Origin of the sequence: Halomonas sp. AOP25-F1-15 (assembly GCF_052378675.1) — a bacterium.
GTDB lineage: Bacteria > Pseudomonadota > Gammaproteobacteria > Pseudomonadales > Halomonadaceae > Vreelandella > Vreelandella casei.
The window spans coordinates 273,760-299,753 of record NZ_JBQSXV010000003.1 but is presented as its reverse complement, the minus strand read 5'-3'; the positions used below and the strand labels follow the sequence as shown (position 1 = coordinate 299,753).

Below are 25,994 nucleotides of genomic sequence, written 5' to 3'. Positions count from 1 at the left end.
CGGAAATACTCTCATGCTGACCTCGCTTAGACACCGTCTGCTGGCGATTAGTCGTCCAGCTACACTTACCCTCGCGGGCGCTTTGCTGTCCGTTAATGTATTCGCCATTTTATATGGCGTTGTAATGCGCTATGTCGTTGGCGGCGCGCCTATCTGGACCGACGAGCTATCGCGATTTTTGATTATCGCCACCGTAATGCTGGCGGCTGGCGCCGTTTGGTCCGAAGGGGGACATATGCGTGTTGGACTACTGGAACGCTTGCTGCCAGCGCCCGTGGCCCGCCTACTGCATATGTATCAGTGGCTGCTTACCTTATTCATCGCCCTGGGCGGCGCCGTTATTAGCTATCGCTATGCGCTCTCAGTGAGTATGTTCACCTCGTCAGGGCTGGGCATTAGCCGTTCCATACCGCTTCTTTCACTTCCTTTAGGTTTTGCCTTGCTTGCCTGGCATGCTCTGCTATACGGGCCAGCCCCTCTTAAAAACGTGGAGGAAACCGTATGATTTTAACCATGCTGGGGGTTTTCCTTGTCCATGTACTGCTCGGGCTGCCACTGTTTATCTCGCTGCTGGTAACGGCCATTGTCGGATTTATCTTTGTTGACCCTTCAATGATTCCACGCATGCTGCCGCAGCAGTTTTTTGGCGGCATCAACGTGTTCTCCTTAATGGCCATTCCGCTGTTTATTCTGGCGGGTAACTTAATGAATGCCAGCGGCCTTACCGAGCGCCTAATGGGCTTTGCACGGTTGATGGTTGGCCATCTGCGTGGCGGTATGGGGCACGTCAATGTGGTGTCGAGCGTGTTCTTTGCCGGGGTCAATGGCTCAGCCGTGGCCGATACCTCAGCGCTTGGTTCGCTCTTGGTTCCAGCGATGGAGAAAGAAGGCTATTCGCGTTCGTTTGCCGCGGGTCTGACGGCCGGTAGTTCGCTCATTGGGCCGATCATTCCGCCCAGTATTTTCATGATTTTATATGCGTCGCTGACCAATACATCCGTTGGCGACCTGTTTCTTGCCGGTATTATTCCCGGCCTGCTGCTAGGTATTGCCTTTATGGGCATGAACGCTTGGTATGCTTGGCGCCACCGGCTACCTAAAAGTGGTCGCCTGCCTACTCTTAAAGAACTGACGGTCACATTTGTAGCCGCTACTCCCGCACTGATAGCGCCGGTGATTATCGTGGCCGGCATTGTGCTTGGATTTGTAACGCCGACAGAGTCTGGCGCTTTGACAGCCCTATATGTCGCGCTGTGCGGTGTCGTGCTAGGCGGCCTGCGGCTAAGCCATTGCTGGCAGGCGATGGTCGATACCGCTCGACTGACGTGTGCTATTTTCTTGATTATGGCAGCCTCGGCGACCATTAGCTGGCTACTTTCATACGCCCAGGTACCAGCCCAGTTCGTCTCGCTACTGACACCTTACGTCGACAACGCGATTATCATTTTGCTGTTGCTTAGCGCCATCACCTTTTTGACCGGCATGTTTATGGAAGAGGTGTCAGCATTAATGTTGCTGACACCTATTTTTGCTCCAGTCGCCATGATCGCAGGTATCGACCCAGTGCACCTGGGCGTCATCATCACGCTCAATATCACCATTGCGTTAATTACACCGCCACTGGGCGCCTGTGTATTTGTGGCGGCCGCCGTGAGCCGATTAGAGATTGTGTCACTGTTTAAAACAATCTGGCCCTTCGTCCTGACCGCTATCGCGGTGCTGTTACTGATTATTTTCTTTCCCGCGCTTGCGCTCTGGCTACCCACTTACCTTGGATAAGACAATGCTTGTACCTTCGAGCTTTGATAAGGACTTGTCTCCTATACCGAGCCACCCAGCCCCCCAATGGAGCAAAGTAAGCAGTTTGCCCATAACCGATAACGGGGAGAGATTACTGCCCATGAGCCTGGCGCCCGCCCCTATCCGCGTGTTTCCTGCCTACTCACGACTAGGAATACCTGGCGCTGTAAACGAGTGCTTCGTTCGCGAGAGCGTTTACCGAGCGCTAGTGGCCGCGGCCCGCAGCTTGCCCGGCGGCATCGGGCTGATTGTGCTGGACGGATGGCGTCCATGGAGGGTGCAACAATACTTATTTGAAACGCTACAGGCGGCCATTCAAAACCGTCAGCCTGGGTTGACGGAAAGCGAGCTGCTAGCCCGCACACGTGAGTTTGTTTCCGTGCCAAGCACAGATCCCAGTGCGCCAAGCCCTCATCTGACCGGCGGAGCAGTGGATGTCACGCTTTGCGATGATGATGGGGTGCCGCTAGACATGGGCACACTGTTCGATGAAACGCTGCCCGCTTCCCATACCGATCACTTCGAGCAATTGGACAGCTTAACAACAGCGCAGCATCTGGCTCGCAACAACCGCCGCTTGCTCTACCATATTATGGCCAAGCAAGGGTTTACAAACCTACCCAGCGAATGGTGGCATTATGATCTGGGCGATCAGCTGTGGGGCCACTATTCAGGCAATACCAGCGCTTATTTCGGACCAACACAGCCTGAAACCATCGAAAACCGCTGGCGACGCCCACTTGATTAGCTTGATGGCATTCAAAGCTGACGTTGAACGCTCAATGTGAAAGGCCATGGCAAATGGCTATCAAGCCTTCATTAAGCATGGCTAAACAGGCTACATTAGGACTGAACCTATTTGCCGCCACAATGAAGGAGTTGACGCAATGCCTAGTGTACTCATCACCGGTGCTACTTCCGGCTTTGGTAAAGCCGCCGCCCAGCGCTTTGCTAAAGCAGGCTGGTCACTGATTCTTACGGGACGCCGAGAAGAGCGTCTCAAGGCACTTGAAAAGGAGCTTTCTGAGCATGTGCCCGTGCTAACGTTAACGCTCGACGTACGCGATGGCGCCGCAGTGGCCGACGCCATTGGCAATCTGCCAGAAAGTTTTTTGCCGCTCACCTGCTTAATTAACAATGCGGGTCTAGCGCTAGCGCCAGAACCGGCGCAAAAGGTGGATCTGCAGGATTGGCACACCATGATCGACACCAATATCACCGGGTTGGTCAACGTGACTCACGCAGCGATGCCATTACTGCTTAAAACCGGAGCTGGTGCGAGCATTTTGAACCTAGGCTCTGTCGCGGGGCAGTGGCCCTATCCTGGTGGTCATGTGTATGGGGCATCCAAAGCCTTTGTCCAACAGTTCAGCTATAACCTGCGCTGTGACCTGCTGGGTACCGGCGTGCGCGTCACCGACCTTGCCCCCGGTATGGCCGAAACCGAGTTCACGCTGGTAAGGACGAAAGGCAACCAGGCGGCTTCCGACGCGCTTTATCAAGGCACCACGCCACTCCAGGCAGAGGACATTGCCGAGCAGCTTTTCTATCTGGCAACCCTGCCTGCGCACATCAATATAAACCGCCTTGAAATTATGTCGGTACGCCAAGCATGGTCATCCTTTGCGATTGATCGCGATCCTAAATAGTTAGCCCTCGCTACCGCAGCGTTATCCACGCGACCACGTCATTGCTTACGATAAGCCATGGCATGGTCGCTTAGTGCTTCTCTAACGCCTCTCTAGCCCTGCTTTTCGCCCCGCCCTTCCCTGCATCTAGCGCCGTCATCTTCAAAAATGCACGTCCCGTTTAGTTAGCCTCTAACACTAGCTCTTAACACTAGCCGCTTAAAACTAGTTGGTTAAAACAGTTGCTTAAAACAGTTGCTTAAAAAGCCGGCCGCATTCGAGCGCCTTCGCCAAAGGTCGGGGGGTGTCTGCCTTGACTAATATATTTCAAAAGGCTATCTGTTATATATATCAATTGCGAATGATAAATTTATTAATCATTTTATTGGAATCACCGTTTTTAATGTCGAGGTTGGCGCATGAATATGAACATGTCGTTTTTACAGGACCTGCTTTCCAACATTAGCATGCGCACCCGAGGCCGAAGCAGCCTGTTCGGCACGCTGGACAAGAGCGCCAGTTCTTTGCAAAACCTGATATCGGCTTGCGATACGCTGATGCATCGTGGCGGTGAGGCCTCGCAAATTCTGACCGCCCAGCGGGCACTGGAGCACTATCGACGCTTAAACGATGAGGAGAAGCTGGCCTTTTTCACGCTGCTAGCCGACGATTACTCAGCTGACCCTGCTCCTATTCATGCCGCTTACCAGCTTTATTGCGAGCATCAAGATAACGCTGCTCTGGAGCGCCTCTTTAACGCCTGTGAACCACGCCGGCAGGATTTACTACGACGCCTGAACCTGTGCCCTGGCGGCACCTTTGAACTGGTTCACATGCGCGCCGATTTGCTTAAACGACTCAAGCAGAATCCTGAGCTTTCAGCCTTGGACGCAGACTTTGCTCATCTGTTCGCGTCTTGGTTTAACCGTGGCTTCTTAGTACTAGAAAGTATCGATTGGAATACACCGGCAGCCGTTCTGGAGAAACTGATTAGGTACGAGGCCGTGCATGAGATTGGTGACTGGCATGACCTGCGCCGCCGACTAGACCCTGAGGACCGCCACTGCTACGCCTTTTTCCACCCTGCTACCGGCGATGAGCCGCTGATTTTCGTTGAAGTAGCGCTGTGCCGCGGCATTCCTGGCAACGTGCAAAAAATACTCGAACACGGCGAGGAAGTGCCGCTAGACGAGGTGGATACAGCGGTGTTTTACAGCATCAGCAACTGCCAAGCGGGCCTTAAAGGCGTCTCTTTCGGCAACTTCCTGATTAAACAGGTGGTCCAAGAGCTCAGCCGCGAACTGCCTCAATTAAAGAATTTTGTCACGCTGTCGCCAATTCCTGGTTTCTCAGCTTGGCTGGATCAGCAGCTGGAAAGCCCGCAGGCTGGCGAGGAAGATGCGCCCGATAGCGGCACTCAGAAAGAATTGTCGCGCCTTGCCGCCACGTATTTAGTCAACGCCAAACATCGCAGTGGTCAGCCGCTAGATCCCGTTGCGCGTTTCCACCTTGGCAATGGCGCCAGCCTGCATCGTATTAATTTTCAAGCAGATCTGTCCGCAAAAGGCTTGCAGCAATCTAAGGGCCTGATGGTCAACTATCTCTATCAATTAGACCGTATCGAACATAATCACGAGACCTTCAGCCGCGACTACAGCGTGGTATGTACTAGCGACATTCGGCGCTTGGCCAGTCAAGCCAAACAACCATTGAGCTTAGAGCCCAGCGCCTGAGCGTAACGACAACAAGAAGGAGTCCCCATGAGCGACAACCTTTATTTACAGTTTTACCCCCATTTCGAGCGTCAGCCCAACAAAGTGCTAATGCATACCCAGGAAGGTACTGACTACCGTTACGCTGATGTGCTTGCCATCAGCCGCCGCATGGCTAGCGTGCTGATTTCCTTAGGCATTACGCCCGGTGATCGAATTGCGGTACAGGTCGATAAAAGCCCTGAAATCGTCATGCTTTATTTAGCATGCCTGCAAATTGGCGCTGTTTACCTTCCGCTCAATACCGCCTATACCGATAACGAAATTCACTATTTCCTCAGCGACGCTGAGCCCCATGTCTTTATCTGCCGCCCACAGGATCACGAGACAATTCGTGTGACCGCCGAGCAGTGCGGCGTCACGCACATTGAAAGCCTGGGAACGCATGCTGACGGCAGCTTCATGGAGAAGGTGGCAACAGCAACACAAACGCAGGAGGTTTGTGAGGTGGCTGGCGATGATCTTGCGGCTATCCTTTATACGTCAGGCACGACCGGCCGCTCTAAGGGCGCGATGCTCAGCCACACCAACTTGGCATCCAACAGCCAGGCCTTGACCCAAGCCTGGCAGTATAGCGAGCACGACCATCTTATCCACGCCCTGCCCATTTTCCATACGCACGGCCTATTCGTCGCCTGCAATATCACCCTGCTTAACGGCGCATCCATGACATTCCTGCCCAAGCTGGATGTCGATCAACTGATTGATTTAATGCCACGCGCCACCGTATTAATGGGCGTGCCGACGTTCTATAGCCGGCTGCTGCAATCGCCGCGTCTCAGCCGTGAGGTGGTCAGCAACATGCGTTTGTTCATCTCAGGCTCGGCGCCTTTACTGGCGGAAACTCACGAAGCCTTCGAGCAACGCACCGGTCATGCCATTCTTGAGCGATACGGCATGACAGAAACCAATATGAACACGTCCAACCCTTATCAGGGCAAACGCCGCCCAGGCACCGTGGGCATGCCGCTATCGGGCGTGGAAATACGTATTGCTGACCGTGAAAGCGGTGCCTCACTCCCTCAAGGTGAAACGGGCATGGTGGAACTACGTGGACCCAATGTGTTTCAAGGCTACTGGCGTATGCCTGAGAAGACCCAGACTGAGTTTCGTGACGACGGCTTCTTCATTACCGGCGATTTGGGCTGCATCGACAAACACGGCTATCTGAATATCGTTGGCCGTGATAAAGACTTAGTTATTTCAGGGGGTTACAACGTCTATCCTAAAGAAATTGAGCTTTTGATCGACGATCTCGCCGGCATCTCAGAATCAGCGGTGGTCGGTGTACCGCATGCAGACCTGGGTGAAGGCGTTATCGCCGTTGTAGTTCGCGAAGCGCAAGGCGAGGTTAGCGAAGCAAGCATACTGACGGCCTTGAGCGATCAGTTGGCGCGTTATAAACAGCCTAAGCAGGTCTTCTTTGCGCCCGCACTGCCTCGCAATGTGATGGGCAAGGTACAAAAAAACCAGCTGCGCGATACCTTCGCCGATACCTTTTCATCAAAACAGACCGCTGCCAACGCTTAATACTAGCCTGCGCCGTAGAGGCAAACCGGGAGAAAACCACTGCGGCTAAAACTTTTTCAATACCATGCAAAATAAAGATAAAACAGGATGTTACCTATGGTGATCTACGGAGTTGCCCTCCTCGCAGGGTGTATGTTGGTTGGCCTATGGGCTGGAGATGTGCTCGGCATGCTGCTGGATATCGACTCTAATGTCGGTGGCGTGGGTATTGCGATGCTGCTGCTTATTTTTATCGGCGGCTACCTTAGTGACAAGAAGAAACTGCCGGCCAGCACCGAGAGTGGCATTACGTTTTGGAACGGTATGTATATCCCCATTGTGGTCGCCATGGCGGCCAGCCAGAACGTCGCGGCAGCCATTGATGGCGGCCTGATTGCACTGTTCGCAAGCCTTGTTGCCGTTGGCGCTAGCTTTGCCTTGATTCCTCTTTTTGGTCGCTCAAGCAAGAAAAAGCCTTCATCAGAAGCGCCTTCGACCGCGCAGGATCCACTATCCGCTCGCTCCGTGGCGAGCAGCCACTCACGCCCTACGCGCTAAAAAGAGGCCATATTTATGCTTGAATCACTGCTTACCCAGCTGGAAAAACAGCACCTGATTGCCGCCTTCGCGCTGGTCGGCGGGGCCATGTACCTGTCTTATATTGTCAGCGATAAGCTAACCCGTGGTCGCGTCCATGGATCAGCCATCGCTATTATGGTCGGTTTGATACTGGCCTACGTGGGGGGAGTCGCGACCGGCGGTACGAAAGGACTTGCCGATATCAGCCTATTCGCTGGGCTAGGGCTGATGGGCGGCGGCATGCTGCGCGACCTAGCCATCATCGCCACGGCGTACGGCGTTCGTTTTCAGGAGATCCGCGAAGCCGGCATGAGCGGCGTGGTGGCCTTATTTCTAGGCGTGATAGTGTCGTTCGTTGCAGGTGTTGCGGTTGCCTACGCCTTCGGCTATCGCGATCCGGTCACCTTAACCACCATCGGTGCAGGTACCGCCACGTATATCGTCGGCCCAATTGCCGGTGCCGCCATTGGCGCCTCTTCCGAGATTATTGCGCTCTCCATTGCCGCCGGTCTGTTCAAATCAATATTGGTCATGATTATGACGCCCATGCTGGCACGTCATATTGGTTTGGATAACCCACGTTCGGCCATGATCTTCGGCGGCCTAATGGGCACTACCAGCGGCGTTGCGGCAGGGCTTGCGGCAACCGACCCCAAGCTTGTTCCTTATGGCGCGATGACTGCAACGTTTTACACCGGACTTGGCGCATTGCTCGCGCCGTCGGTGCTTTATCTAGCCGTTCGCGCCATTTTCTAACTGACGACTTACCGTTAACGTTTCGCCAAAACGCCAATGAGCTCGGGAATGGAAAGGCTCTGATCCTCAACGGAGGTGTAGAGGCTGTGAACAGCGGCGGCAACGCCTCCTTCAACGCCAAGGTCATCGGTCATCGTATGGTAATAGCCCAGGTCTTTACTGGCATTGGCGACGGAGAACCTAAAGCCCGACGGATCGTTCTCGGCAATATAAGGACGCAGCCGTTCTAACACGACCCCACCGCCACCGCCGGCCCCTAGCACTTCAAGCAATGCGCTATCGCTGATCCCCGCTTTACGGGAGGCAGCGGTGGCCTCCGCCAATACCGCCGAAAAGCCTAACGATACAAAATTATGCAGCAGCTTCAGGGTATGCCCCGCGCCAACGTCGCCCGCATGGGCAATGTTTTCCGCAAAGCCCTCCAGCAGCGGCAAAGTTTCATCAAACAGCGCCTTCGGTGCGCCCACGATGAGATTGAGCCGCCCTTCAGCCGCTTCTTTAGGCGTGCGCGTCATGGCCGCATCCATAAAGCGGCCACCTGCCTCAGCGACTCGAGCAGCGACTGTTTCAGTTGAGCTGGGCAGCGCCGTAGAACAGTCCATCACAATGCTGCCGGGCTTCAGACCTTCCAGCACACCGCTGGGCTCAAAGAGCACGGCCTCCACCTGGGGCGACCCCGTCACGCACAAAATCACCACATCAACGTTCTGTGCTAGTTCGCGTCCTGTAGGCTGCGCATGAGCGCCGGCGGCTAACAAATCGTCGACGGGCTGATTGCCCGGGTGCTCTAGAAAACTGACAAAATGGCCTGCTCGCTGCAGGCTGCTGGCAATGCCATGGCCCATCAGGCCCACGCCGACGATGCCTACCTGGCGTTTTGTTGTCATGGGTGTCTCCTTAAAGAGAAAGCGTCTGCTAATGTTTAATCGCAATGGTTTTAATACGCGTGTAACTACGCAGCCCCTCAAAGCCTTTCTCACGACCATGTCCCGAGCGGCCAATACCGCCGAAAGGTAGCTCTACGCCCCCCGCTGCGCCGTAATTATTGATAAATACCTGGCCACTGCGAATACCTTTGGCCAAGCGCAGCTGACGGCCGCCATCACGCGTCCAGATACCCGCACAAAGGCCAAAGTCAGTCGCATTCGCCAAGGCCAGCGCTTGCGCTTCATCCTCAAAAATCTGGACGACCAGCACAGGGCCAAATAACTCTTCGCGTAGCACTTCGTGCCCGTCGGGAATATTGGTTAGCAGCTGCGGAAGTACAAAGTGTCCGTCAGCTGGGGCGCCGGCAGCCAACTGGCCTTTTGCAGCCACCCGAATACCGTCGGCTTCAGCCGCTGCCAAACGCTCTTCCAGCTTGGATTTCTGGCGCGCATTGATCAGCGGCCCGCAGTCGGCATCGGCTTCACCCACATCGCAACGCAGTGCCGCAAAGAGTTCAGACAGCGTAGCAAGGACGCTATCGGCAATATCGCGCTGTACTAACAACCGGCTGCCGGCCGAGCAGGTCTGACCCGCATTTTGGATAATGCCGCGCACCACCGCTGGCAACGCTGCCTCAAGATCGGCATCAGCAAACACTAGCTGAGGTGATTTCCCGCCGAGTTCAAGGGTCACCGGCACATGGTGCTGTGCGGCTGCCTGCGCAACCTGCGTACCGGTTTCTGGCGAGCCGGTAAATGACAGATGATGAATATCAGCATGTGATGCCAGCGCCGCGCCAGCCTCAGAGCCCAGCCCTGGTACAACGTTAAGCGCACCGGCAGGCAAGCCATGATTGGTCGCCAGTTCCGCAAGGCACAGCACGCTCAAGCAGGCGTCCTCTGCGGGCTTAAGGACGATGGTATTGCCGGCTGCCAACGCTGCCGCCACGCAGCGTCCAAAAATTTGTGCGGGGTAATTCCAGGGAATAATCTGTGCACAGACGCCGTAAGGTTCACGCAGCGTCATGACGGCAAAGTCATTTTCAAAGGGAATAGTTTCACCGTGTAGCTTGTCCGCCGCACCGCCGTAGAAGCGGAAGTAGCGCGCGCAGGCGGCAATATCACCCTTCGCCTGAGTCATGGGTTTACCCGTATCGGCACACTCAAGCTGCGCCAGCTGCTGGTGATGGGCTTCAATCACCCCTGCAAAGCTCAGCAACCATTCACTGCGAAGGCGCGCAGACCAGCTAGACCACTCGCCTAGTTGGCCAGAAAAAGCGTTTTGGGCTGCCTGCACTGCGGCATTCACCTCTGCAGCTTGGCTGCGAGCAATACGCGCCAACGGCTCACCGGTGGCGGGTGCTTCGACCTGAATCGTCACAGCGGTATCTATCCACTGCCCACCAATTAATGCCTGCTGAGGTGGCAAGGCCAACGCATGGGACATAGGTCACTCCTTTATTGTGGCTATATGTAAGGATTTAAAAGCCGTGTATCTAACCGTAGAAAAGATTGACTAACCCCATCGAAATCCATGGCATATAGGTAATCATCATGAGGCAAACCAGCACCACCAATACAAAATGCACCAGCCAGGGCAGCATTTGATCAATCGATATTTTGGCGACAGCACAGGCGGCAAAGAGATTCACACCCAGCGGTGGAGTAATCATACCCAGCGCCAGGTTCACCACCATCACAAGGCCAAAGTGAACGGGATGGATGCCGAACTGCATGGCAATCGGGGTAAGAATCGGCGCCAGCACCAAAATGGCAGCGCCGGTTTCAATGAACATGCCGACAACGAGCAGCAGCGCATTGACCGCCAACAAAAACGCCCAGGGACTATCGAATACGGATGTTACCCAGGCGGCAACGTGAACCGGCAGCCCCGAGCGGCTGATAAGAAAGCTGAACAGCGCCGCCGCGGCAATAATCAGCATTACAGCGGCCGTTGAGATAACGCTTTGGCGCAGCACCGGCATTAGGTCTGCAAGCTTAAGCTCGCGATAGCAAGCCCCGACGACTAAGGCATAGAACACCGCCACGGCCGAGGCTTCCGTTGGGGTGAAAATGCCGCCATAGATACCGCCAATCACCACGATGGGCATCAGCATTGCTGCCCACGCCCGCTGGAAAGCCGTCACAAAACTAGTACGGCCTTTACTATCCTCAAGACCAAAACCACGCAGCTTGCAGAAAACATACAGAAAGAGCAGCAGCGCACTGCCAATCAGAAATCCTGGCCCAATGCCGGCAATGAACAATTGGCCAATGGAGGTATCGGTACTCACCCCGAACAAAATGAGCGGAATAGAAGGAGGAATCAGCACCCCAAGCTCCGCAGAGGATGCCTGAATGGAGGCCGCGAGCGGCTTCGGATAGCCATGTTTGACCATCGCCGGAATCAGGATCGCACCGATGGCAAAGGTCGTCGCCACACTTGAACCTGACACGGCAGCAAACATCATGCAGGTCAGTACGCACGTCATCGCCAAACCGCCTTGCACGCCGCCGACGATAGATTTTGCCAGGTCGACAAGGCGGCTAGAGATGCCACCAGCCGCCATCAGGTTTCCGGCGAGAATGAAGAAAGGAATCGCCATTAACGGGAAGTTATCAAGCCCCACAAACAGCTGCTGAGGAACCATGACCAGCGGCAGCCGTGAGAAAAACTCGATACCGATGATCGATGCCAGCAGGATCGAAATCGCGATCGGCACGCCGGTGGCGAATAAAATTAGCAGAGAAAGGCCGATAGCTAAGTTCATGAGCGAGGCTCTCTCTGGGTCGACCCTAAGTTTTGCTGGATCGCATCTTGCTCACTAGCTTCGTCGTGCATCGGCCCCAGCGCTTCAAGACCACAGCTTTGCGCAAGCAACCTTGCCATCACGGCCAACATCGCAAACGCACTACCCACGGGAATCGCCGCGTATGCCCACGCCATTGAGACCTCTAGCGCCGACAGCGTCTGGCGACTGACTCTCTGGGTCATTTGAATGCCGTAATACACCAAAACAGCCAGCACCAGCAGACAGCAAAGTCCAATTAGCCACTCAAGCGCCAGCAGGGTGCGCTTGGGTACTAGCTTGTAGATCACCTCGACCGCCATCATAAAGCCGCCACGGAACGTAGCCGCCGCCGCCATAAAGACACACCAGATCATCGATGCCCGTGATAGCGTTTCCGACCACGTGGAAGGCGCATTAAAGATAAACCGAGTGAGCACCTGATAGAAACTCAGCGACACCGATATGATCAACATCACAATAGCGATCGTTAGTGCCAGACGAGTCAAGACATGTTCGACACGCAAAAGCCAAGACACCATGAGTCACCTCACCCCGTCAGGTTGTGGGAAGGTGGCGCCCAGCGGGCGCCACGGGATGGGCTCAGCAGCTGCTGTTACGAATGCGCTCTAACATTTCATCACCGTACTGTTCAATAAAGCGGGCGTAAACATCCTCCACAGCCTCTTGGAAAGGCGCTGGATCGATATTGTCCGTCACGGTCATGCCGTGTTCTTGTAGAAACGCGACGCCCTCTTCCTCTAGCCGCGACACCTCAGCACGAGTAGCGACGGTGGCTGCTTGGGCGGCCTCATCGAACCACTCTCGCTCTTCATCACTCAGCCCATCGAGCAGCACGGGAGAGCCCAGCAAAATAGCGGGCGAGTAAACATGCCCCGTCAAAGACAGCTGGTCCTGCACTTCGTAAAGGTTCGAGGCAACAATGACGGCAATTGGGTTTTCTTGACCATCGACCGTACCCTGTTGCAGCGCGGTGAACAGCTCAGGCATGGCCATCGGCGTAGGGCTTGCGCCTAATCCTTCAAACGCCTGCTGGTGAATACGGTTCTCCATGGTACGAATCTTCAGGCCGCTAACGTCCTCAGGCGCAGCGATGGCACGCTGGCTATTGGTGATATGACGGAAACCGTTTTCCGACCAGGACAGGCCAACCAAATCGTGCTCGCCCATTTTATCCAACAGCTCCTGGCCGATCTCGCCATCAAGCACACAGCGCGCCTGCTCGTAGCTGGTGAACAAGAACGGCAGATCAAGCACATAGGTCTCCGGAACAAAGTTACCCAGCGGCCCGGTGGAGGTGATCACAACATCGACGGTACCAATCTGCAGCCCCTCGATCATGGCGCGCTCTCCGCCGAGTGAGCCGCTCGGATGATCCGACACGGTAAATTCGCCGTCAGAGAGGCGCTCTAAAGTTTCTTTAAAGGCGCGCGAGCCCGCACCGTAGTGAGAATTACTAGAGATGGCGTAGCCCACGCTGACTTCAGTGGCCGCCTGGGCTTGAAACGTGAGCCCCGTCAGAGCGATAGCGGTGCCGATGGCTGTCACGAGCGTGCGTTGAGTGAAGCGAGTGGTCATGGTGATGCTCCTTCGTTGTATTTATTAATTAGGATGACGGGAGCCTTGGCTCCCCTTATTGCTCGCCCATCAACTAGGCGTCGTGGCAGCTAGGAATAGCGACATCAGTGATACTCGGCCACATAGGCATCAACAATCTGCCGAAAATCACGATCTCCGACAAACCCAAGCTGAGTAGCCTTAGCCGTTTCAAAGCGTGCCGGCCAGCTAGCCACTAAGGGCTCAATGCGAGGGTCCTGCTCATGATGCACAAGCGCTACCGCTTCTGGCCCGGCGATCTCTTGCAAAGCATCCAGCATCTCAGCGACATGGGTGGTGATGCCAGGCAGGATGAACGCGCGGAATTTACCGAGCGCCTCTTGAGCAATATCGGCCCCGTGTACCAGCGCATCAATCACCTTATCCGGCGACATCACGAACAGCGGCTGGTTTATCGAGACAGGACAAACGGCCTTCTCACCGTTCAAAGGCTCACGCAGAATACTTGAGGCAAAGCTTGAGGCCGCTGCATTCGGCCGCCCAGGGCGAATCACGATCGTTGGCAGGCGCAGCACAAGGCCATCAATAAACCCACGACGGCTGTAGTCATTAATTAAAAGCTCACACATCGCCTTTTGCGTACCGTAAGACGTTTGCGGCTGCAAAGCGGTCATATCATCAAGTACGTCGGGCAAATCACCGCCATAAGCAGCCACGGAGCTTGCCATGATCAAGCGGGTGTTACTCAGATCACGAGCACGGCAACCTTCTAGCAGCGCTCGCGTGGCATCAAAATTGACCAGCATCCCCAGGTCAAAGTCTGCCTCGGCAGCGGAGCTCACCACCGCGGCCAAGTGATAAATAACGTCAGGGCGCTGATCCAGCACGCTATCCAGCGCACCGGGCTTAGTAATGTCGATTGCTAGCGATGTCACCGCGACATTGCTTTGCGATGGCTGCGGCGCCTCAACTTGGTCAATCAGCGTTAGCCGGGTGATAGGCTGCTGACGAAGCTCGCCTCGCGCCAGTAATTGCTGGACTAAACGCTGGCCGAGAAAGCCAGCCGCACCGGTAATCGCTATGTGCATTGTGTCGATCCTATGTGGCAATTGTTATTGTGTCTTCAGCCGAAGTTAGCTCAACGATCCGTTAGACCCCACTGTTTACCCCAGCCTAAGCCTGCACGGGTTTCTGCCTGCGGATGGTACTCGCAGCCAACCCAGCCGCTATAGCCTAAGGCGCCCATGCGCTCAAAAAGAGCGGGATAATGCACTTCCCCTACGTCAGGCTCGTGGCGCGTTGGCACACCTGCAATCTGAATATGGCCGATGGCACTAAACTGGCGCTCAAGATGACGTAGCAAATCACCGTCCATAATTTGGCAGTGATAGAGGTCAAACTGGAGCTTCAAATTCTGCGCCCCAACCTCTTCGATGACCGCCATTGCCTGGGCTTGGCGAGACAGAAAAAAGCCGGGCATATCGCGAGTATTGATGGGCTCAATCAGTATGTCTCGGCCGACTTTCGCCGCCTCACGCGTCGCATAGCGCAAATTGCTGATATAGATCGCGTGATGCTCAGCTACGGTATCCGCATCGGCGCCCTGCGGTAGCAGCCCTGCCATGGCATGTACCCGCGGGCAGTTGAGCACTTCTGCATAACGTAGCGCCTCAATCACTGAATCACGAAACTCACCTTCGCGCCCCGGCAGGCTCGCCAGGCCTCTTTCACCCGCGTCCCAATCACCTGGCGGCAGGTTGAACAGCACTTGCTCCAACTGCGTTTCTGCCAACACATGGCGTAATTCTTCAGCGGCGAACGCATACGGAAACAGGTACTCCACGCCCTTAAAACCTGCCTCTGCGGCGGCCGCAAAGCGGTCTATAAAGGCGTGTTCGTTAAACAGCATGCTGAGGTTGGCGGCTAGTCGAATCATAGCGGGGCTCTTTTGAATAGCGGTGCTGTTTTTATGGGCTGCATTGCTCTCAGCCTCCGCAGGCATCGTTAGCCGCTTCAGGTAACGTGATGCCCGATAAACGCTGATAAACTTTTATCACCGCCGAATCGTCTTCACGTCCGAAACCCGCGCCGCTGGCAGCGGTAAACAGCTGCAGCGCGCTAGCCGCGATCGGCGTTGTTAGCGCCAGCTCCCGCCCGGTTTGATGCACAATATTGAGATCTTTAACGAAAATATCCACCGCTGACAGCGGCGTATAGTCGCCACTCAGAATATGCGGCACACGATTTTCAAACATCCAAGAGTTGCCTGCCGAATGGCTAATGACGTCAAAAATCACCTCTGGGTCGAGTCCCATACGAATACCTAGCGCCATCGCTTCAGCAGCGGTGGCAATATGCACCCCGGCCAGCAGTTGATTCACAAGCTTCATACTAGAACCAACGCCCGGCGCATCGCCAAGGCGATAGACTTTGGCTGCCATGGCATCGAGCACAGGCTCAGCGTAGGTGAACGCCTCGGGCGAACCGGACGCCATCACTGATAAGTCACCGCTTTTCGCTTTAGCCGCCCCGCCGCTAATGGGTGCATCGAGCATCATTAGACCTTCCGCCGCTAAGCGCTCGCCAAGCTGCTTCGCCTGGCTTGGTGCCACCGTTGCACACTGCATAACGAGGCTATCCGGTGCCAAATGGCCGACGACGCCCTGCTCACCGAATAACACTTGCTCAACCTGCCCTCCGTTGACGACAACCACCAGTACAATATGGCAGTCAGCAAGGTCTGCAGGCGTTGCAACGCTACTGCCCCCTGCTGCCGTGAAGGCTTCGCGCGCTGCTGCCGAAATATCACAGCCTGTCACATTAAGGCCGCGCTGAAGCAAGGCAGTAGCGGTTCCCATCCCCATAACGCCTAGGCCTATGACCCCGATTCGAAGGGCTTGTTGGCTACGTTCACTCACCTGGCGATACCTCGCTGCGGTTATATTGGCTGTCGCTGTACTGGCTATAGCAGTGCTGCGAATGATAGCGCTACCATTCTTTCTAGATTATTCTTTGCGTATCGACAAGCTGAACATGAGGGATACGCGACCAATGTCTAAAGAGCCTACCAGCGGATCTAAACAGCGCCGCCGCTCCGATCAGGTCACGCTTAGCCAAGTGGCAGAGGCGGCAGGCGTATCACCGATTACCGCCTCACGAGCGCTGAATCATCCCGATAAAGTGAGTGAACGGGCTCGACACAGCGTTCATGCCGCGGTGGAGCGTTTAGGTTATGTCCCAAACCTAATTGCAGGCAGCTTAGCCTCCTCCCGCTCACGCCTGGTTGCGGTCATTGTGCCTTCGCTGGTAAATACTGTGTTTGTTGAGGTTATTCAGGGGCTTCAAGAAACGTTAGAGGCACAGGGCTACCAAATCCTGCTCGGCAATACCGACTACGACTCGGATCGTGAGTATCAGCTGGTGCGCACTTTTTTGGGCTGGTCATGCTCGGCACTGGTGACCGCAGGCCTACGCCACAGCCAAGCATGTCATACGTTGCTCGCCAACTGGGACCATCCCATTATGGAAGTAATGGAACTGGGTCAAGCGATGGATCTTAACGTTGGGCTCGACCATGTGGCCGCAGGGCGCTGCATGGCTCATCACCTTATTGAAAAAGGCTATCGCCATATTGTTTATGTCGGTGCTCGTCTGTCTCAGGATTATCGCGCAGGCATGCGCTTTGAAGGGCATAAATCGGTGCTGCAAGCTAACGGGCTCGCAGTACCTCTGGTAGAACTAAACACGCTGGGCAGCCTACAGGCTGGCGCGGAAGGCCTAGCCCAGGTGCTGGCACATTACCCGCAGACCCAAGCCATCCACTTCGCTAACGATGATTTGGCCGCTGGCGCGTTGCTTGCCGCCCAGCGCCAAGGCCTAAGGGTGCCAGAAGATATCGCCATTGCCGGATTCAATGGTTTGCCGCTTAGTCAACACGTAACGCCACAGCTCACCACTATTCTCTCACCCAGAGAAGAGATAGGCCGCCTAGCCGCCAGCACCTTAATACAGCGGCTCAGCGGCAAAGCCGTCGAGCACCGCCAGCATGACGTTGGTTTTACCCTCCAGGCGGGTGGCAGTACTTAGCATTGCCCTCAGTTACAGCATTGGAGGATGACCAAGAATATCCAACCCCGTGCCCAGCTCATTTTCAATTGCCTGGCCAATCGCCAGCAGCTTGGCATCTTGCCATGGGCCGCCTAGCACTTGCAGGCCAACGGGCATGCTTGCAGCATCTTTTCCCACCGGCAGCGTTAGCGCACATAGACCCAGAAAGTTAGCGATCACTGTATTGCGAAGGGCATGCATATTGGCTTTAGAATAAGCGCCTTCCGGCTGCAGGCTCTGAATAGTGGGCGGGGTAATGGCCACTGTCGGGGTAAGCACGGCATCCACATCCGCCATGCGAGCGGCGGCGGATTGATAGAGCGAATCCAGCACCGTACGACGACGCACGTACTCCCAGGCAGGCATATCATCAGCCGCTGCGATACGGGCAGCCACATTAGGGTCAAGAGAAGCAATCATCTCGGGTAGTTCGGTTTTTAGAAATGCTGCCAACTCAGCGGCGGCTACACCGCCCAGTTTGAAGAGTGAATATGCTTCTTCGATGCCCGGCAATTCCAACGTCACTATCCTTGCTCCGGCGCCTTCCAGCTGTTTTATAGCCGCGCGAACGGTTTCTGCAATGCCTGGACTACAGTCATCCCAGAAAAATGTTTCCGGCACGCCAAAGGTGAGGTCCGCAAGCACCGGGGTCGCCGGTATTCGACTATCGTTGCCGCCTCGCGGGCCATCACCCAACTGACCATCCAGTGCATCAAACGCAAAGGCCAGGTCATCCACCCGCCGCGCCAGCAGGCCAGGGGTATCCAGCGTGGTCGAGAGTGGCACAATTTGTTGGGTCGACCAGCGCCCGGCAGTGGTTTTCAACCCTGCGACGCCGGTCATCGACGCGGGAATACGCACTGACCCTGCGGTGTCGGTGCCCAGCGCCAGGCTAGCAGTGCCACTCACCAGCGAAACACCCGCTCCGGAGCTCGAACCGCCAGGCACTCGATGCTGACCAATATCCCAAGGATTACGCGGCGTTCCCCAGTGAGCATTAGTGCCCAGCCCACCAAAAGCAAACTCAACGGAGTGGGTTTTACCCATCACGGAAGGTAACTGTTTCAGTAAAGCACTCACTACAGGCCCAGCAGACTCCCACCGTTTCGGCAGTCGCTGAGAAGAACCCGCATAAGTGGGCAATCCAGGCACTGCGTAAATATCCTTGATCGAGACCGCTATCCCCATCAGCGCACCGACATCACCACCTTGGGCGAGTACAGTATCAGAGGCTTTGGCCATCGCTAGCGCTTGTTCACCATTCCAGGTGAGGTAAGCATGATCATGTTTGCCGCGCTGTTGATAAGCAGCTATCGATGCCTCGGCAAGTGTAGTGGCGGTTAACGTACCCGCTCGCAAGCGAGCATGCTGCTCACGCAAAGATAGAAATATCGGTGAATCCTGCATACGTCACGTACCTCCATCCGGTGTCTAACGTACTTCAAAAATCGCTTCGACTTCCACTGCAGCATTACCAGGTAGAGTAGCTACCCCAATGGCGGTTCTGGCGTGTCGCCCAGCCTCGCCAAACAGCGCGACAAATAGCTCCGAGGCACCGTTGATAACCAGAGGTACATCGTGAAAGCCCGGCGCCACATTGACGAAGCCATTCATGCGTACGCAGCGCACCACTCTAGAGAAGTCACCCTCAAGTGCATCGCTAAGTGATGCCAACAGATTTAAAGCACATGTTTGGGCTGCTAGCTTACCGGTTTCAAGGTCAAGCTCAGCGCCCACCTTTCCCGAATAGAGAACATCACCCCCACGCTCACAAATTTGCCCGGCTAAAAACAGCTGGCTGCCCAACTGAGACCAAGGCAAAAACATGCCACGCGGTTTTGGAATCACGGGAAGCGTAAGGCCCTGCTCCGCCACCGCTTGTTCAATTGTTTTACTCATTGTTCGTTGTCCTTATTGATTAACGTATTCACGCTATTAATTAATAAATTAGCGATGGCAGCCAGGTACTTAACCAGGGTATATAAGTGATGATGATCAGCGCGATTAGCATCAAACCAATGAGCGGCAAGCAGGCCTTAAATACTTCCTGAAGTGACATTTTGGAGATTGCCATGGCGACAAACAGGTTCAGCCCTACCGGTGGTGTAATCATACCCACCGAGAAATTGATTAACGTGATAATACCGAAATGAACCGGATCGACGCCTACTTGCGCGGCGATAGGCTGCAGTAGCGGTGAGAGCACGATGATCGCTGAAGCGCTATCGAGGAAAAAACCAGCAATAATCATCACGATGTTAAAGAGCGCCATGACCTGAAACGGATCATCTGTCCAAGACAACACTTGCCCCGCCAGTTGGCTCGGTGTGCCGGTAATGGCAAGCAGCCAAGAAAAAGCGGAGGCACCCGCAGTAATCAGCAGCAGCGTGGCGGAAATCAGCCCTGAACTTCTCAGCGTACCCATCAGTTCCATTACATTGATCGTGCGATACACCACCATGCCAACAAACAGCCCATATATGCAGGCAACGGCTGCCGACTCCGTAGGGGTAAAAACTCCGCTGTAGATACCACCCAGCAATATCACCGGCAGACCCAGCCCCCAAGCGGCGTCTTTCAAAGCCGCCAAAATTTGACGCAGTGTCGGAAATGAGGAGCGCTCATAGCCTTTGATGCTGCTAAACACAATGCAGTAGGCAATCAGGATAGAGGCAATGACAATGGCCGGTAGTAAACCTGCCGCGAACAGACGCCCAACCGAAGTTCCGGTTACAGAGCCATAGATAATCAGCGCAATACTCGGCGGCACAATCGGCCCTAACGTACCGGCGGTGGCAATCAAACCAATCGCGAAGCGTTTATCGTAGCCAGCCGCTACCAGCGCCGGAAACATAATCGAGCCAATCGCCACCACCGTGGCGGGGCTTGAGCCGGAAATGGCACCGAAGAATAAGCATGAAAGCACGGTAGCCGCTGCTAAACCGCCGGGCACCCATCCGACTAACGCTTTGGCTAAATTGATTAACCGATCTGAAAGTCCACCAATGCGCATTAGCTCTGCCGCCAGAATAAAAAACGGAATCGCCATGAGCGAGAAGTTATTCATACCGGTAAACATGCGCATCGGCACAATGACCGGGTTGGTGGTGCCAAAAAACTCGATCGCTAAAAACACCGCTAATGCTAAAGAAGCAAAGATAGGTAACCCAAGCAGTAGCACGGCAAAAAAGATGGGTAATAATGCAGTAATCATAGTCGCTCTCCTGGGATTAAATGAGCTTATCCGAGCCGGCCACAAGCTCTTCGGAGAGACCTACCGGAGGCTTTTTCCAAACTTCATTAATGACCCATAGATAGCGAAGAGTCAGCAAAACACCGGATACGCCAATAGGCAGATAAAACCATGCCATCGGCAGGCGAAGTGCCGCTGTTAGCTGTCCACGGTCTAGCGTACTGAAATAGAGAACGAAGCCGTAATAGGTCATAAAGCCTGCGAATATGATGCCAATGATCGCCGCGATCATATGCAGCCATCTATTAACGGCGGGCGAAGCAATTGCATTAATCACATCCACCGAAATATGCGTGCCATGACGCACGCCCATACTGGCTCCTACGAAACTCATACAGATAATGGAGTAAATAACGACTTCTTCAGCCCAAAACAGCGAACCGCTAAAGCCGTAGCGATAGACGACTTGGATGGTAGTGAGGATGGTCGCAATCGACATGAAAACGACCATCGCCACACTTTCCAAGCGATCAAGACATTTATTGAGCGCTTCGAACATGAGACATCCGCACCCTTAATTGGGTAAAAGGAAAGGAGCTAGGTTTTAGGAGATCCTAGGATCAGTACTCGATACCAACAGCGTCATATACTTTGTGCAGCAACTCAGTGGTGACGATGTCTTCATATTCTGCGTGCACCGGCATACTGGCTTTAATAAAAGCTTCGCGCTGTTCTGGGGTGAGTGCATTAATCGCGATTTCGTCTTTGATTTCTTCCATAATGGTTTCTTCATCCCGCAGCGTTAGCTCACGGGACGTATCTCGGCCATTATCAAAGGCTTCCAGCATGACCGCCTGCAGGTCTTCCGGCAGTGAGTCCCAGGAATCCTGGTTCATCACCGCAGCATAGGCGTGATAAGCATGACTGGTCAGCGAAAGGTAATCCTGAACTTCGTGGAATCGCATGGTGTAGATATTAGCCAGTGGGTTTTCCTGGCCCGACACTACCCCTTGCTGTAAGCCGTTATAAACCTCGGTAAAAGCCATTGCGGTCGCATTCGCACCCAGGTTTTGATACGTGGAGATGATGATGGGCGCTTGCATGGTGCGCATGCGAATATTTGCCATATCTTCGGGCGCTTCAATAGGGCGATCATTGTTAGTAATATGACGAAAACCTGCTCCCCAGAAGTTGATGCCAATCATATTATGGCCACTCAAAGTATCGAGAATTGCTCGGCCTACCTCACCATCAAGAGTTGTAACCATGGTGTCGTAATCTGCAATTAAGAACGGTAAATCCAAAATTTGCATGCGCGGTTCAAAGTTGCCTAGCGTAGCCGTTGGTGGAATACCAATATCCACGAGCCCCATTTGAATCTGCTCGATAATTTCCACATCGCCGCCCACTTGAGCGGCAGGTAATACGTTGATTTGAATACGCCCGTCAGATTTTTCCTCCACCTCTTCTTTAAATTGCAGTGCCGCTTGGCCGTTAGGTGTCCCTTCAATTAATACATGAGCAAAACTAAAGGTGTAATCGGCCGCCTGAAGTTGAGCTGCACTAAAAGAGGCAATTGCGATAGCAGCGGATAGGGTGACTTTCTTTAGTATTAGTTTCATGTCCAGCACCTTATTTAATTATGGTGGGTTATTTTTTTAGTGTTTTGTTACTGCATTTGAGCAAGATTAAGAGTCCACTCATGCCATCATGCGTTCCATCGCATTACCCAACGCTGCGCGCGGGGTACTACTCAGCAGTAAGGCAAGCGCGAGTCTTGCCTTACGTGCACTGATATCGTTGAGCGCTATCACTCCGGCCGACAATAAGTCGTCGAGGCTACCGCTAAATTCATAGCTGGTGTTCACCGGCCCTTGAGCACAACTGCTCACAACCGCTACGGGCACACCCGCGCTAACCAGTTCCCTTATTGCGTTCATCCAGCTAGGCGGCACATGGCCACGCCCTAAGCCATCAATTACTATCGCCTTTGCTCCACTCTCGACACAGACTTTCAATACGTCTGGTGAGGCATCCAAATAGGCTGGCAGTAGATCAACTCTTGGTAGCGGAAAGTCCCATCCTTCGATCGGGTTCGCCACCGCCGCGGCTGCGTGATAAAGCTTTACGCGCTGCCCATCGATATATCCCAACGGCCCGGCGCCGGGCGCATTAAAACCGTGCAGTTGGAAGCTGCTCATTTTTCGGGCATAGCGTGCAGTGAATAACGACTCGTTAAAAACCACCACACAGCCATGCTGACGCAGCTGTGGGCTTGTCGCCGCCACAATGGCATCGCAGATATTTTTAAACGCGTCGGTGCCTAGCTGGTGAGGTGCTCGCTGCGAACCAGTAATGACACAAGGTTTATCAGCCGGCAGCGTGAGTGACAGAAAGTAAGCGGTTTCTTCTAAGGTATCGGTACCATGAGTGATCACCAGCCCGTCCACATCCGGGCGTGCCAGCGCTTTTCTCCCTTGAAGATACAACTCAGCGAGATCAGCGAGGGTGATGGCGTTACTGGGTTTTTGCAGGATCGAAATAACTTCTACCGTGGCTTCGACCCCCTGCGGTAGCACTACCCGATCCAGCAATTGCTCACCGTTTAATGCGCCTGACTGGCTACGCCCTGATTCGCCAGGCTTACTGGCTATGGTGCCGCCCGTCGTCAACACCACGATGTGTTTTTTGGTCATGCAGGTTCTCGCATTTAATGTCTAATCGATTCGGACACCAGACATCAGATGTCTGATATCATGCTAGACCTACTAACGAGCTTTATGCAAGCAGCGTACATAAAACAATAAAAAATATGCATATTTCTTTTAAATATATGCAATCAAGCGTATTAAGCCGCTAGGCTTACGCTTTATTAGCATGTAATAAATACCGATGAGCCACGTGAGGCCCACATGAGTTTTAAACGCCAGCCCGAGACTACCCCCACGAACACGACTTCTTTTGGAGATTCGATGGAGCGCAGCTCAGTCGCGCTGCAACTACTCGAGCGCATCAAAAGTGCCTTGATACGCGGCGACCTAAAGCCGGGTGACTATTTACCTTCAGAAACTGAATTGACCCACAGCCTGGGCATTGGCAAATCAAGCGTGCGCGAAGCCATAAAAATGCTGCAAGCCATCGGCATTGTGGAAGTCAAACGTGGTCAGGGCACTATGATTCGCCGCGAGCCAGGCAAGCCGCTGGTGGATCCTATGGCCTTTGGGATGATTTTAGCGCGCGGTATGACGAGGGACGTGCTGGAATTTCGTAACATGTTTGAACCTGCGTATACCCTTCAAGCAATGGGCGAAGCAACGGCACAGGATCATCAGCGCATTCAGCAGAGTATCGACGCCATGGAAGAAGCGATCCGGGTAGGGGCACAAACGTCTCAGCACGATATCGCCTTCCATCGCGCCATTCTGCACAGCACCCATAACCCCATGACCATCCGCGTCGGGGAGACCTTACTGCAACTGATAGAAGCCGCGCTGGAAACCTCAATGCGGTCGCTACCTGAAACCGCTTTAAAAGATCACAAAGCGATTTATAAAGCTTTCAAAGCAGGCGATAGCGCGGGCATTCATGCGGCGATTGCCGTTAGTAGCGACAGCTGGGAAACCAACCTTACCTATGAAGGCGACAGCGGATTGAGCACTCCCTCAGCTTAAAATTAACTATAAATTATCATTAACACTTTAACTGACCGCATAAAGCCCTTCTCGACATTTTGCTAAAATAGCTAAAGCGGCACCAACGCTTTTAACGCTGTACGGCGAAGGTGCTGCGTCAAACCGGCTAATAGGCGCCCGCCATTACGCCAGTAGTGCCAGTAAAGCGGCACGTCGATGGAGCGTCCTGGGATCAGCTCCACTAGCTTGCCTTGCGCCAGTTCATTGCGCACTTGCAGCTCAGACACCATTCCCCAGCCAAACCCGCTTTCAAGCAAACGTACAAAGCCCTCAGAAGAGGGACACAGATGATAGGCAAAGCTGCCCGTTACGCCAAACGTTGCTAAATAGCGATGCTGCAGTAAGTCATCTGCACCAAATACGATAGCGGGCGCCTGGGGTAAAACCTGCGCCCTAACGCCACCTGCGAAATACCGCGCGATGAAGGCTGGGCTTGCCACGGCAAGATAGGGCATAACGCCCAGCACTTCGCTATTCGCTCCCGCCACCGGGCGCTCGGCGGCGCATACGCAGCCCGCTACTTCGCCAGCGCGCATGCGCTTTAATCCCACTTCCTGATCTTCGACTATCAACTCCAGCAGTACGTTTTGATGGGCGCAAAAATCGCCAACCGCCGCCGCCCACCACGTCGCCAAACTGTCAGCATTGATCGCTAGACGTAGACGCTCCGGCATGGCGTCATCGAGCATTGGCACTTGGTCTTGAAGGTCGCGTTCAAGCAAGCGCACCTGCTGCACATGATTGAGCAATCGACGGCCAACATCGGTCGGCGCGGGCGGCGTCGCTCGAATCAGCACAGGCTGGCCAATACGTGCTTCAAGCAGCTTGATACGCTGAGAGATAGCCGACTGCGACAGCCCCAGCGCTTGTGCTCCCCGCTCAAAACCACCCTGCTCGACGACGGCCGCTAACGCCGCCAATAATTTGTAATCAAGCAATTCATTTTCCTAATGGTATATCAGTAATATTCGTTTTCCTTATACACGCAGCGGCAGCACACTTACCAACAATTTCATCAACATTAAGTAGGCCGCTATGTGGCAGGGTGTGTGGCAGGGTATGGGGCAAAGTTATATCAACGGCCTGCTGGTCGCTATCGGGCTAATTATGGCGATTGGTGCTCAGAATGCGTTTGTGCTCTCACAAAGCCTACGCCGTGAATATCATTTAGCCGTAGCGTTGGTATGCATGGTTTGCGACGCGGTGCTGGTAGCCGCGGGCGTATTCGGATTGGCAGGCATATTGATGCAAAGCCCGCTACTGCTCGGCATTGCGCGCTGGGGAGGCATTGCTTTTCTGCTTTGGTACGCAAGCCAAGCACTGCGCCGCGCTTGGCGCCCCGTTACGCTTGAGGCAAACGGCACGCAGGCGCGTTCTTTCCACGCGGTGATGCTGGCGACACTGGCCGTGACCCTGCTCAATCCGCATGTTTATCTCGACACGGTCGTGCTGATTGGCTCGCTAGGTGCCCAGCAGCCAGTTCCGAGCGCCTACGCGCTGGGCGCAGCTAGCGGCTCGGCGCTATGGTTTAGCGCGCTAGCCCTGGGAGCTTCCTGGCTAGCGCCCTGGCTATCAAGGCCGTTAACTTGGCGACTGATCGATATTGGCGTAGCCATTATGATGGCGACCATTGCCTTTCAGCTGCTTGTCGATGGGCTTTAGGGC

26 protein-coding genes are annotated in these 25,994 nt (G+C 54.4%); 11 read left to right on the top strand and 15 right to left on the bottom strand.

All coding sequences use genetic code 11. From position 1 onward, the window contains the following. Positions 1-13 precede the first annotated feature (13 nt). The 8 genes from ACT3TF_RS07290 to madM all read left to right on the top strand — a co-directional run bounded on the left by ACT3TF_RS07290 (position 14) and on the right by madM (position 8,044). A complete protein-coding gene (locus tag ACT3TF_RS07290) occupies positions 14-505 on the top strand; it encodes a TRAP transporter small permease (protein WP_444671894.1) in 492 nt (163 codons plus the stop codon). Then, positions 502-1,779, top strand: a complete 1,278-nt coding sequence (locus tag ACT3TF_RS07285) for a TRAP transporter large permease (RefSeq protein WP_441685947.1) — start codon at positions 502-504, stop codon at positions 1,777-1,779. Before ACT3TF_RS07290 ends, ACT3TF_RS07285 begins: the two co-directional genes overlap by 4 nt. A gap of 121 nt (positions 1,780-1,900) precedes the next feature. Continuing rightward, positions 1,901-2,548, top strand: a complete 648-nt coding sequence (locus ACT3TF_RS07280) for a M15 family metallopeptidase (protein ID WP_441685949.1) — start codon at positions 1,901-1,903, stop codon at positions 2,546-2,548. Between the two features lie 139 nt (positions 2,549-2,687). Beyond that, entirely contained in the window at positions 2,688-3,449 is a 762-nt protein-coding gene (locus ACT3TF_RS07275; protein ID WP_444624932.1) for an SDR family NAD(P)-dependent oxidoreductase, read from the top strand. Positions 3,450-3,853: 404 nt separating this feature from the next. After that, positions 3,854-5,161, top strand: a complete 1,308-nt coding sequence (locus ACT3TF_RS07270; RefSeq protein ID WP_444672025.1) for a malonyl-CoA decarboxylase — start codon at positions 3,854-3,856, stop codon at positions 5,159-5,161. A gap of 27 nt (positions 5,162-5,188) precedes the next feature. Then, positions 5,189-6,730 carry a malonate--CoA ligase gene (locus tag ACT3TF_RS07265; protein ID WP_444671893.1) on the top strand — a complete coding sequence of 514 codons (1,542 nt, stop codon included), beginning with the start codon at positions 5,189-5,191 and terminating at the stop codon, positions 6,728-6,730. Between the two features lie 96 nt (positions 6,731-6,826). Beyond that, a complete protein-coding gene (gene madL / locus ACT3TF_RS07260) occupies positions 6,827-7,267 on the top strand; it encodes a malonate transporter subunit MadL (RefSeq protein WP_096277559.1) in 441 nt (146 codons plus the stop codon). Positions 7,268-7,282: 15 nt separating this feature from the next. After that, entirely contained in the window at positions 7,283-8,044 is a 762-nt protein-coding gene (gene madM, locus ACT3TF_RS07255; RefSeq protein ID WP_096277556.1) for a malonate transporter subunit MadM, read from the top strand. Between the two features lie 14 nt (positions 8,045-8,058). Here madM and ACT3TF_RS07250 read toward each other — a convergent pair whose 3' ends face one another. From ACT3TF_RS07250 to ltnD, 8 genes are all read right to left on the bottom strand, one after another. Beyond that, on the bottom strand, positions 8,059-8,931 hold the full coding sequence (locus ACT3TF_RS07250) for an NAD(P)-dependent oxidoreductase (RefSeq protein WP_444624930.1): 873 nt from the start codon (positions 8,929-8,931) through the stop codon (positions 8,059-8,061). A 28-nt stretch (positions 8,932-8,959) separates the two neighbouring features. Continuing rightward, positions 8,960-10,417: an aldehyde dehydrogenase family protein gene (locus tag ACT3TF_RS07245; RefSeq protein WP_444671892.1), complete on the bottom strand. Its 1,458-nt coding sequence runs from the start codon at positions 10,415-10,417 to the stop codon at positions 8,960-8,962. Positions 10,418-10,466: 49 nt separating this feature from the next. Next, positions 10,467-11,741, bottom strand: a complete 1,275-nt coding sequence (locus ACT3TF_RS07240) for a TRAP transporter large permease (protein ID WP_444671891.1) — start codon at positions 11,739-11,741, stop codon at positions 10,467-10,469. Then, a complete protein-coding gene (locus tag ACT3TF_RS07235) occupies positions 11,738-12,301 on the bottom strand; it encodes a TRAP transporter small permease (protein WP_441686900.1) in 564 nt (187 codons plus the stop codon). The genes ACT3TF_RS07240 and ACT3TF_RS07235 overlap by 4 nt, the downstream gene beginning before the upstream one ends. 61 nt (positions 12,302-12,362) lie before the next feature. Further along, positions 12,363-13,358 carry a TRAP transporter substrate-binding protein gene (locus ACT3TF_RS07230; RefSeq protein ID WP_444671890.1) on the bottom strand — a complete coding sequence of 332 codons (996 nt, stop codon included), beginning with the start codon at positions 13,356-13,358 and terminating at the stop codon, positions 12,363-12,365. 104 nt (positions 13,359-13,462) lie between these two features. Beyond that, positions 13,463-14,425, bottom strand: coding sequence for a D-erythronate dehydrogenase (denD, locus tag ACT3TF_RS07225; RefSeq protein ID WP_444671889.1), 963 nt, complete (start codon positions 14,423-14,425; stop codon positions 13,463-13,465). Between the two features lie 50 nt (positions 14,426-14,475). After that, positions 14,476-15,273, bottom strand: coding sequence for a 2-oxo-tetronate isomerase (gene otnI / locus ACT3TF_RS07220; RefSeq protein WP_444671888.1), 798 nt, complete (start codon positions 15,271-15,273; stop codon positions 14,476-14,478). Between the two features lie 49 nt (positions 15,274-15,322). Next, the gene (gene ltnD, locus ACT3TF_RS07215) at positions 15,323-16,255 is read right to left on the bottom strand and encodes an L-threonate dehydrogenase (RefSeq protein ID WP_444671887.1); all 933 of its coding nucleotides are present in this window, start codon (positions 16,253-16,255) and stop codon (positions 15,323-15,325) included. A 133-nt stretch (positions 16,256-16,388) separates the two neighbouring features. Between ltnD and ACT3TF_RS07210 the strand changes: the two genes are divergently transcribed. Beyond that, positions 16,389-17,423, top strand: a complete 1,035-nt coding sequence (locus tag ACT3TF_RS07210; protein ID WP_444671886.1) for a LacI family DNA-binding transcriptional regulator — start codon at positions 16,389-16,391, stop codon at positions 17,421-17,423. Between the two features lie 12 nt (positions 17,424-17,435). Here the strand turns inward: ACT3TF_RS07210 and ACT3TF_RS07205 are convergent, their stop codons facing one another. The 6 genes from ACT3TF_RS07205 to ACT3TF_RS07180 all read right to left on the bottom strand — a co-directional run bounded on the left by ACT3TF_RS07205 (position 17,436) and on the right by ACT3TF_RS07180 (position 23,333). After that, positions 17,436-18,851, bottom strand: a complete 1,416-nt coding sequence (locus tag ACT3TF_RS07205; protein WP_444671885.1) for an amidase — start codon at positions 18,849-18,851, stop codon at positions 17,436-17,438. A 24-nt stretch (positions 18,852-18,875) separates the two neighbouring features. Continuing rightward, positions 18,876-19,343 carry a RidA family protein gene (locus tag ACT3TF_RS07200; protein WP_444671884.1) on the bottom strand — a complete coding sequence of 156 codons (468 nt, stop codon included), beginning with the start codon at positions 19,341-19,343 and terminating at the stop codon, positions 18,876-18,878. 40 nt (positions 19,344-19,383) lie between these two features. Beyond that, positions 19,384-20,658: a TRAP transporter large permease gene (locus ACT3TF_RS07195; RefSeq protein ID WP_444671883.1), complete on the bottom strand. Its 1,275-nt coding sequence runs from the start codon at positions 20,656-20,658 to the stop codon at positions 19,384-19,386. A gap of 16 nt (positions 20,659-20,674) precedes the next feature. Beyond that, positions 20,675-21,196, bottom strand: coding sequence for a TRAP transporter small permease (locus ACT3TF_RS07190; protein WP_096277530.1), 522 nt, complete (start codon positions 21,194-21,196; stop codon positions 20,675-20,677). Between the two features lie 61 nt (positions 21,197-21,257). Further along, positions 21,258-22,259 (bottom strand): DctP family TRAP transporter solute-binding subunit, encoded by a 1,002-nt coding sequence (locus tag ACT3TF_RS07185; protein ID WP_441686689.1) that lies wholly within the window; start codon positions 22,257-22,259, stop codon positions 21,258-21,260. A 78-nt stretch (positions 22,260-22,337) separates the two neighbouring features. Further along, positions 22,338-23,333, bottom strand: coding sequence for an asparaginase (locus ACT3TF_RS07180; RefSeq protein WP_441686688.1), 996 nt, complete (start codon positions 23,331-23,333; stop codon positions 22,338-22,340). A gap of 216 nt (positions 23,334-23,549) precedes the next feature. Here ACT3TF_RS07180 and ACT3TF_RS07175 point away from each other — a divergent pair, with 216 nt between their 5' ends. Next, positions 23,550-24,308 carry a FadR/GntR family transcriptional regulator gene (locus ACT3TF_RS07175; protein WP_441686687.1) on the top strand — a complete coding sequence of 253 codons (759 nt, stop codon included), beginning with the start codon at positions 23,550-23,552 and terminating at the stop codon, positions 24,306-24,308. Positions 24,309-24,379: 71 nt separating this feature from the next. On the opposite strand, the gene ACT3TF_RS07170 is transcribed toward ACT3TF_RS07175, so the two are convergent. Continuing rightward, entirely contained in the window at positions 24,380-25,267 is an 888-nt protein-coding gene (locus tag ACT3TF_RS07170; RefSeq protein WP_444671882.1) for a LysR family transcriptional regulator ArgP, read from the bottom strand. Positions 25,268-25,364: 97 nt separating this feature from the next. Here ACT3TF_RS07170 and ACT3TF_RS07165 point away from each other — a divergent pair, with 97 nt between their 5' ends. Beyond that, positions 25,365-25,991: a LysE/ArgO family amino acid transporter gene (locus ACT3TF_RS07165; RefSeq protein WP_444671881.1), complete on the top strand. Its 627-nt coding sequence runs from the start codon at positions 25,365-25,367 to the stop codon at positions 25,989-25,991. Positions 25,992-25,994 lie beyond the last annotated feature (3 nt).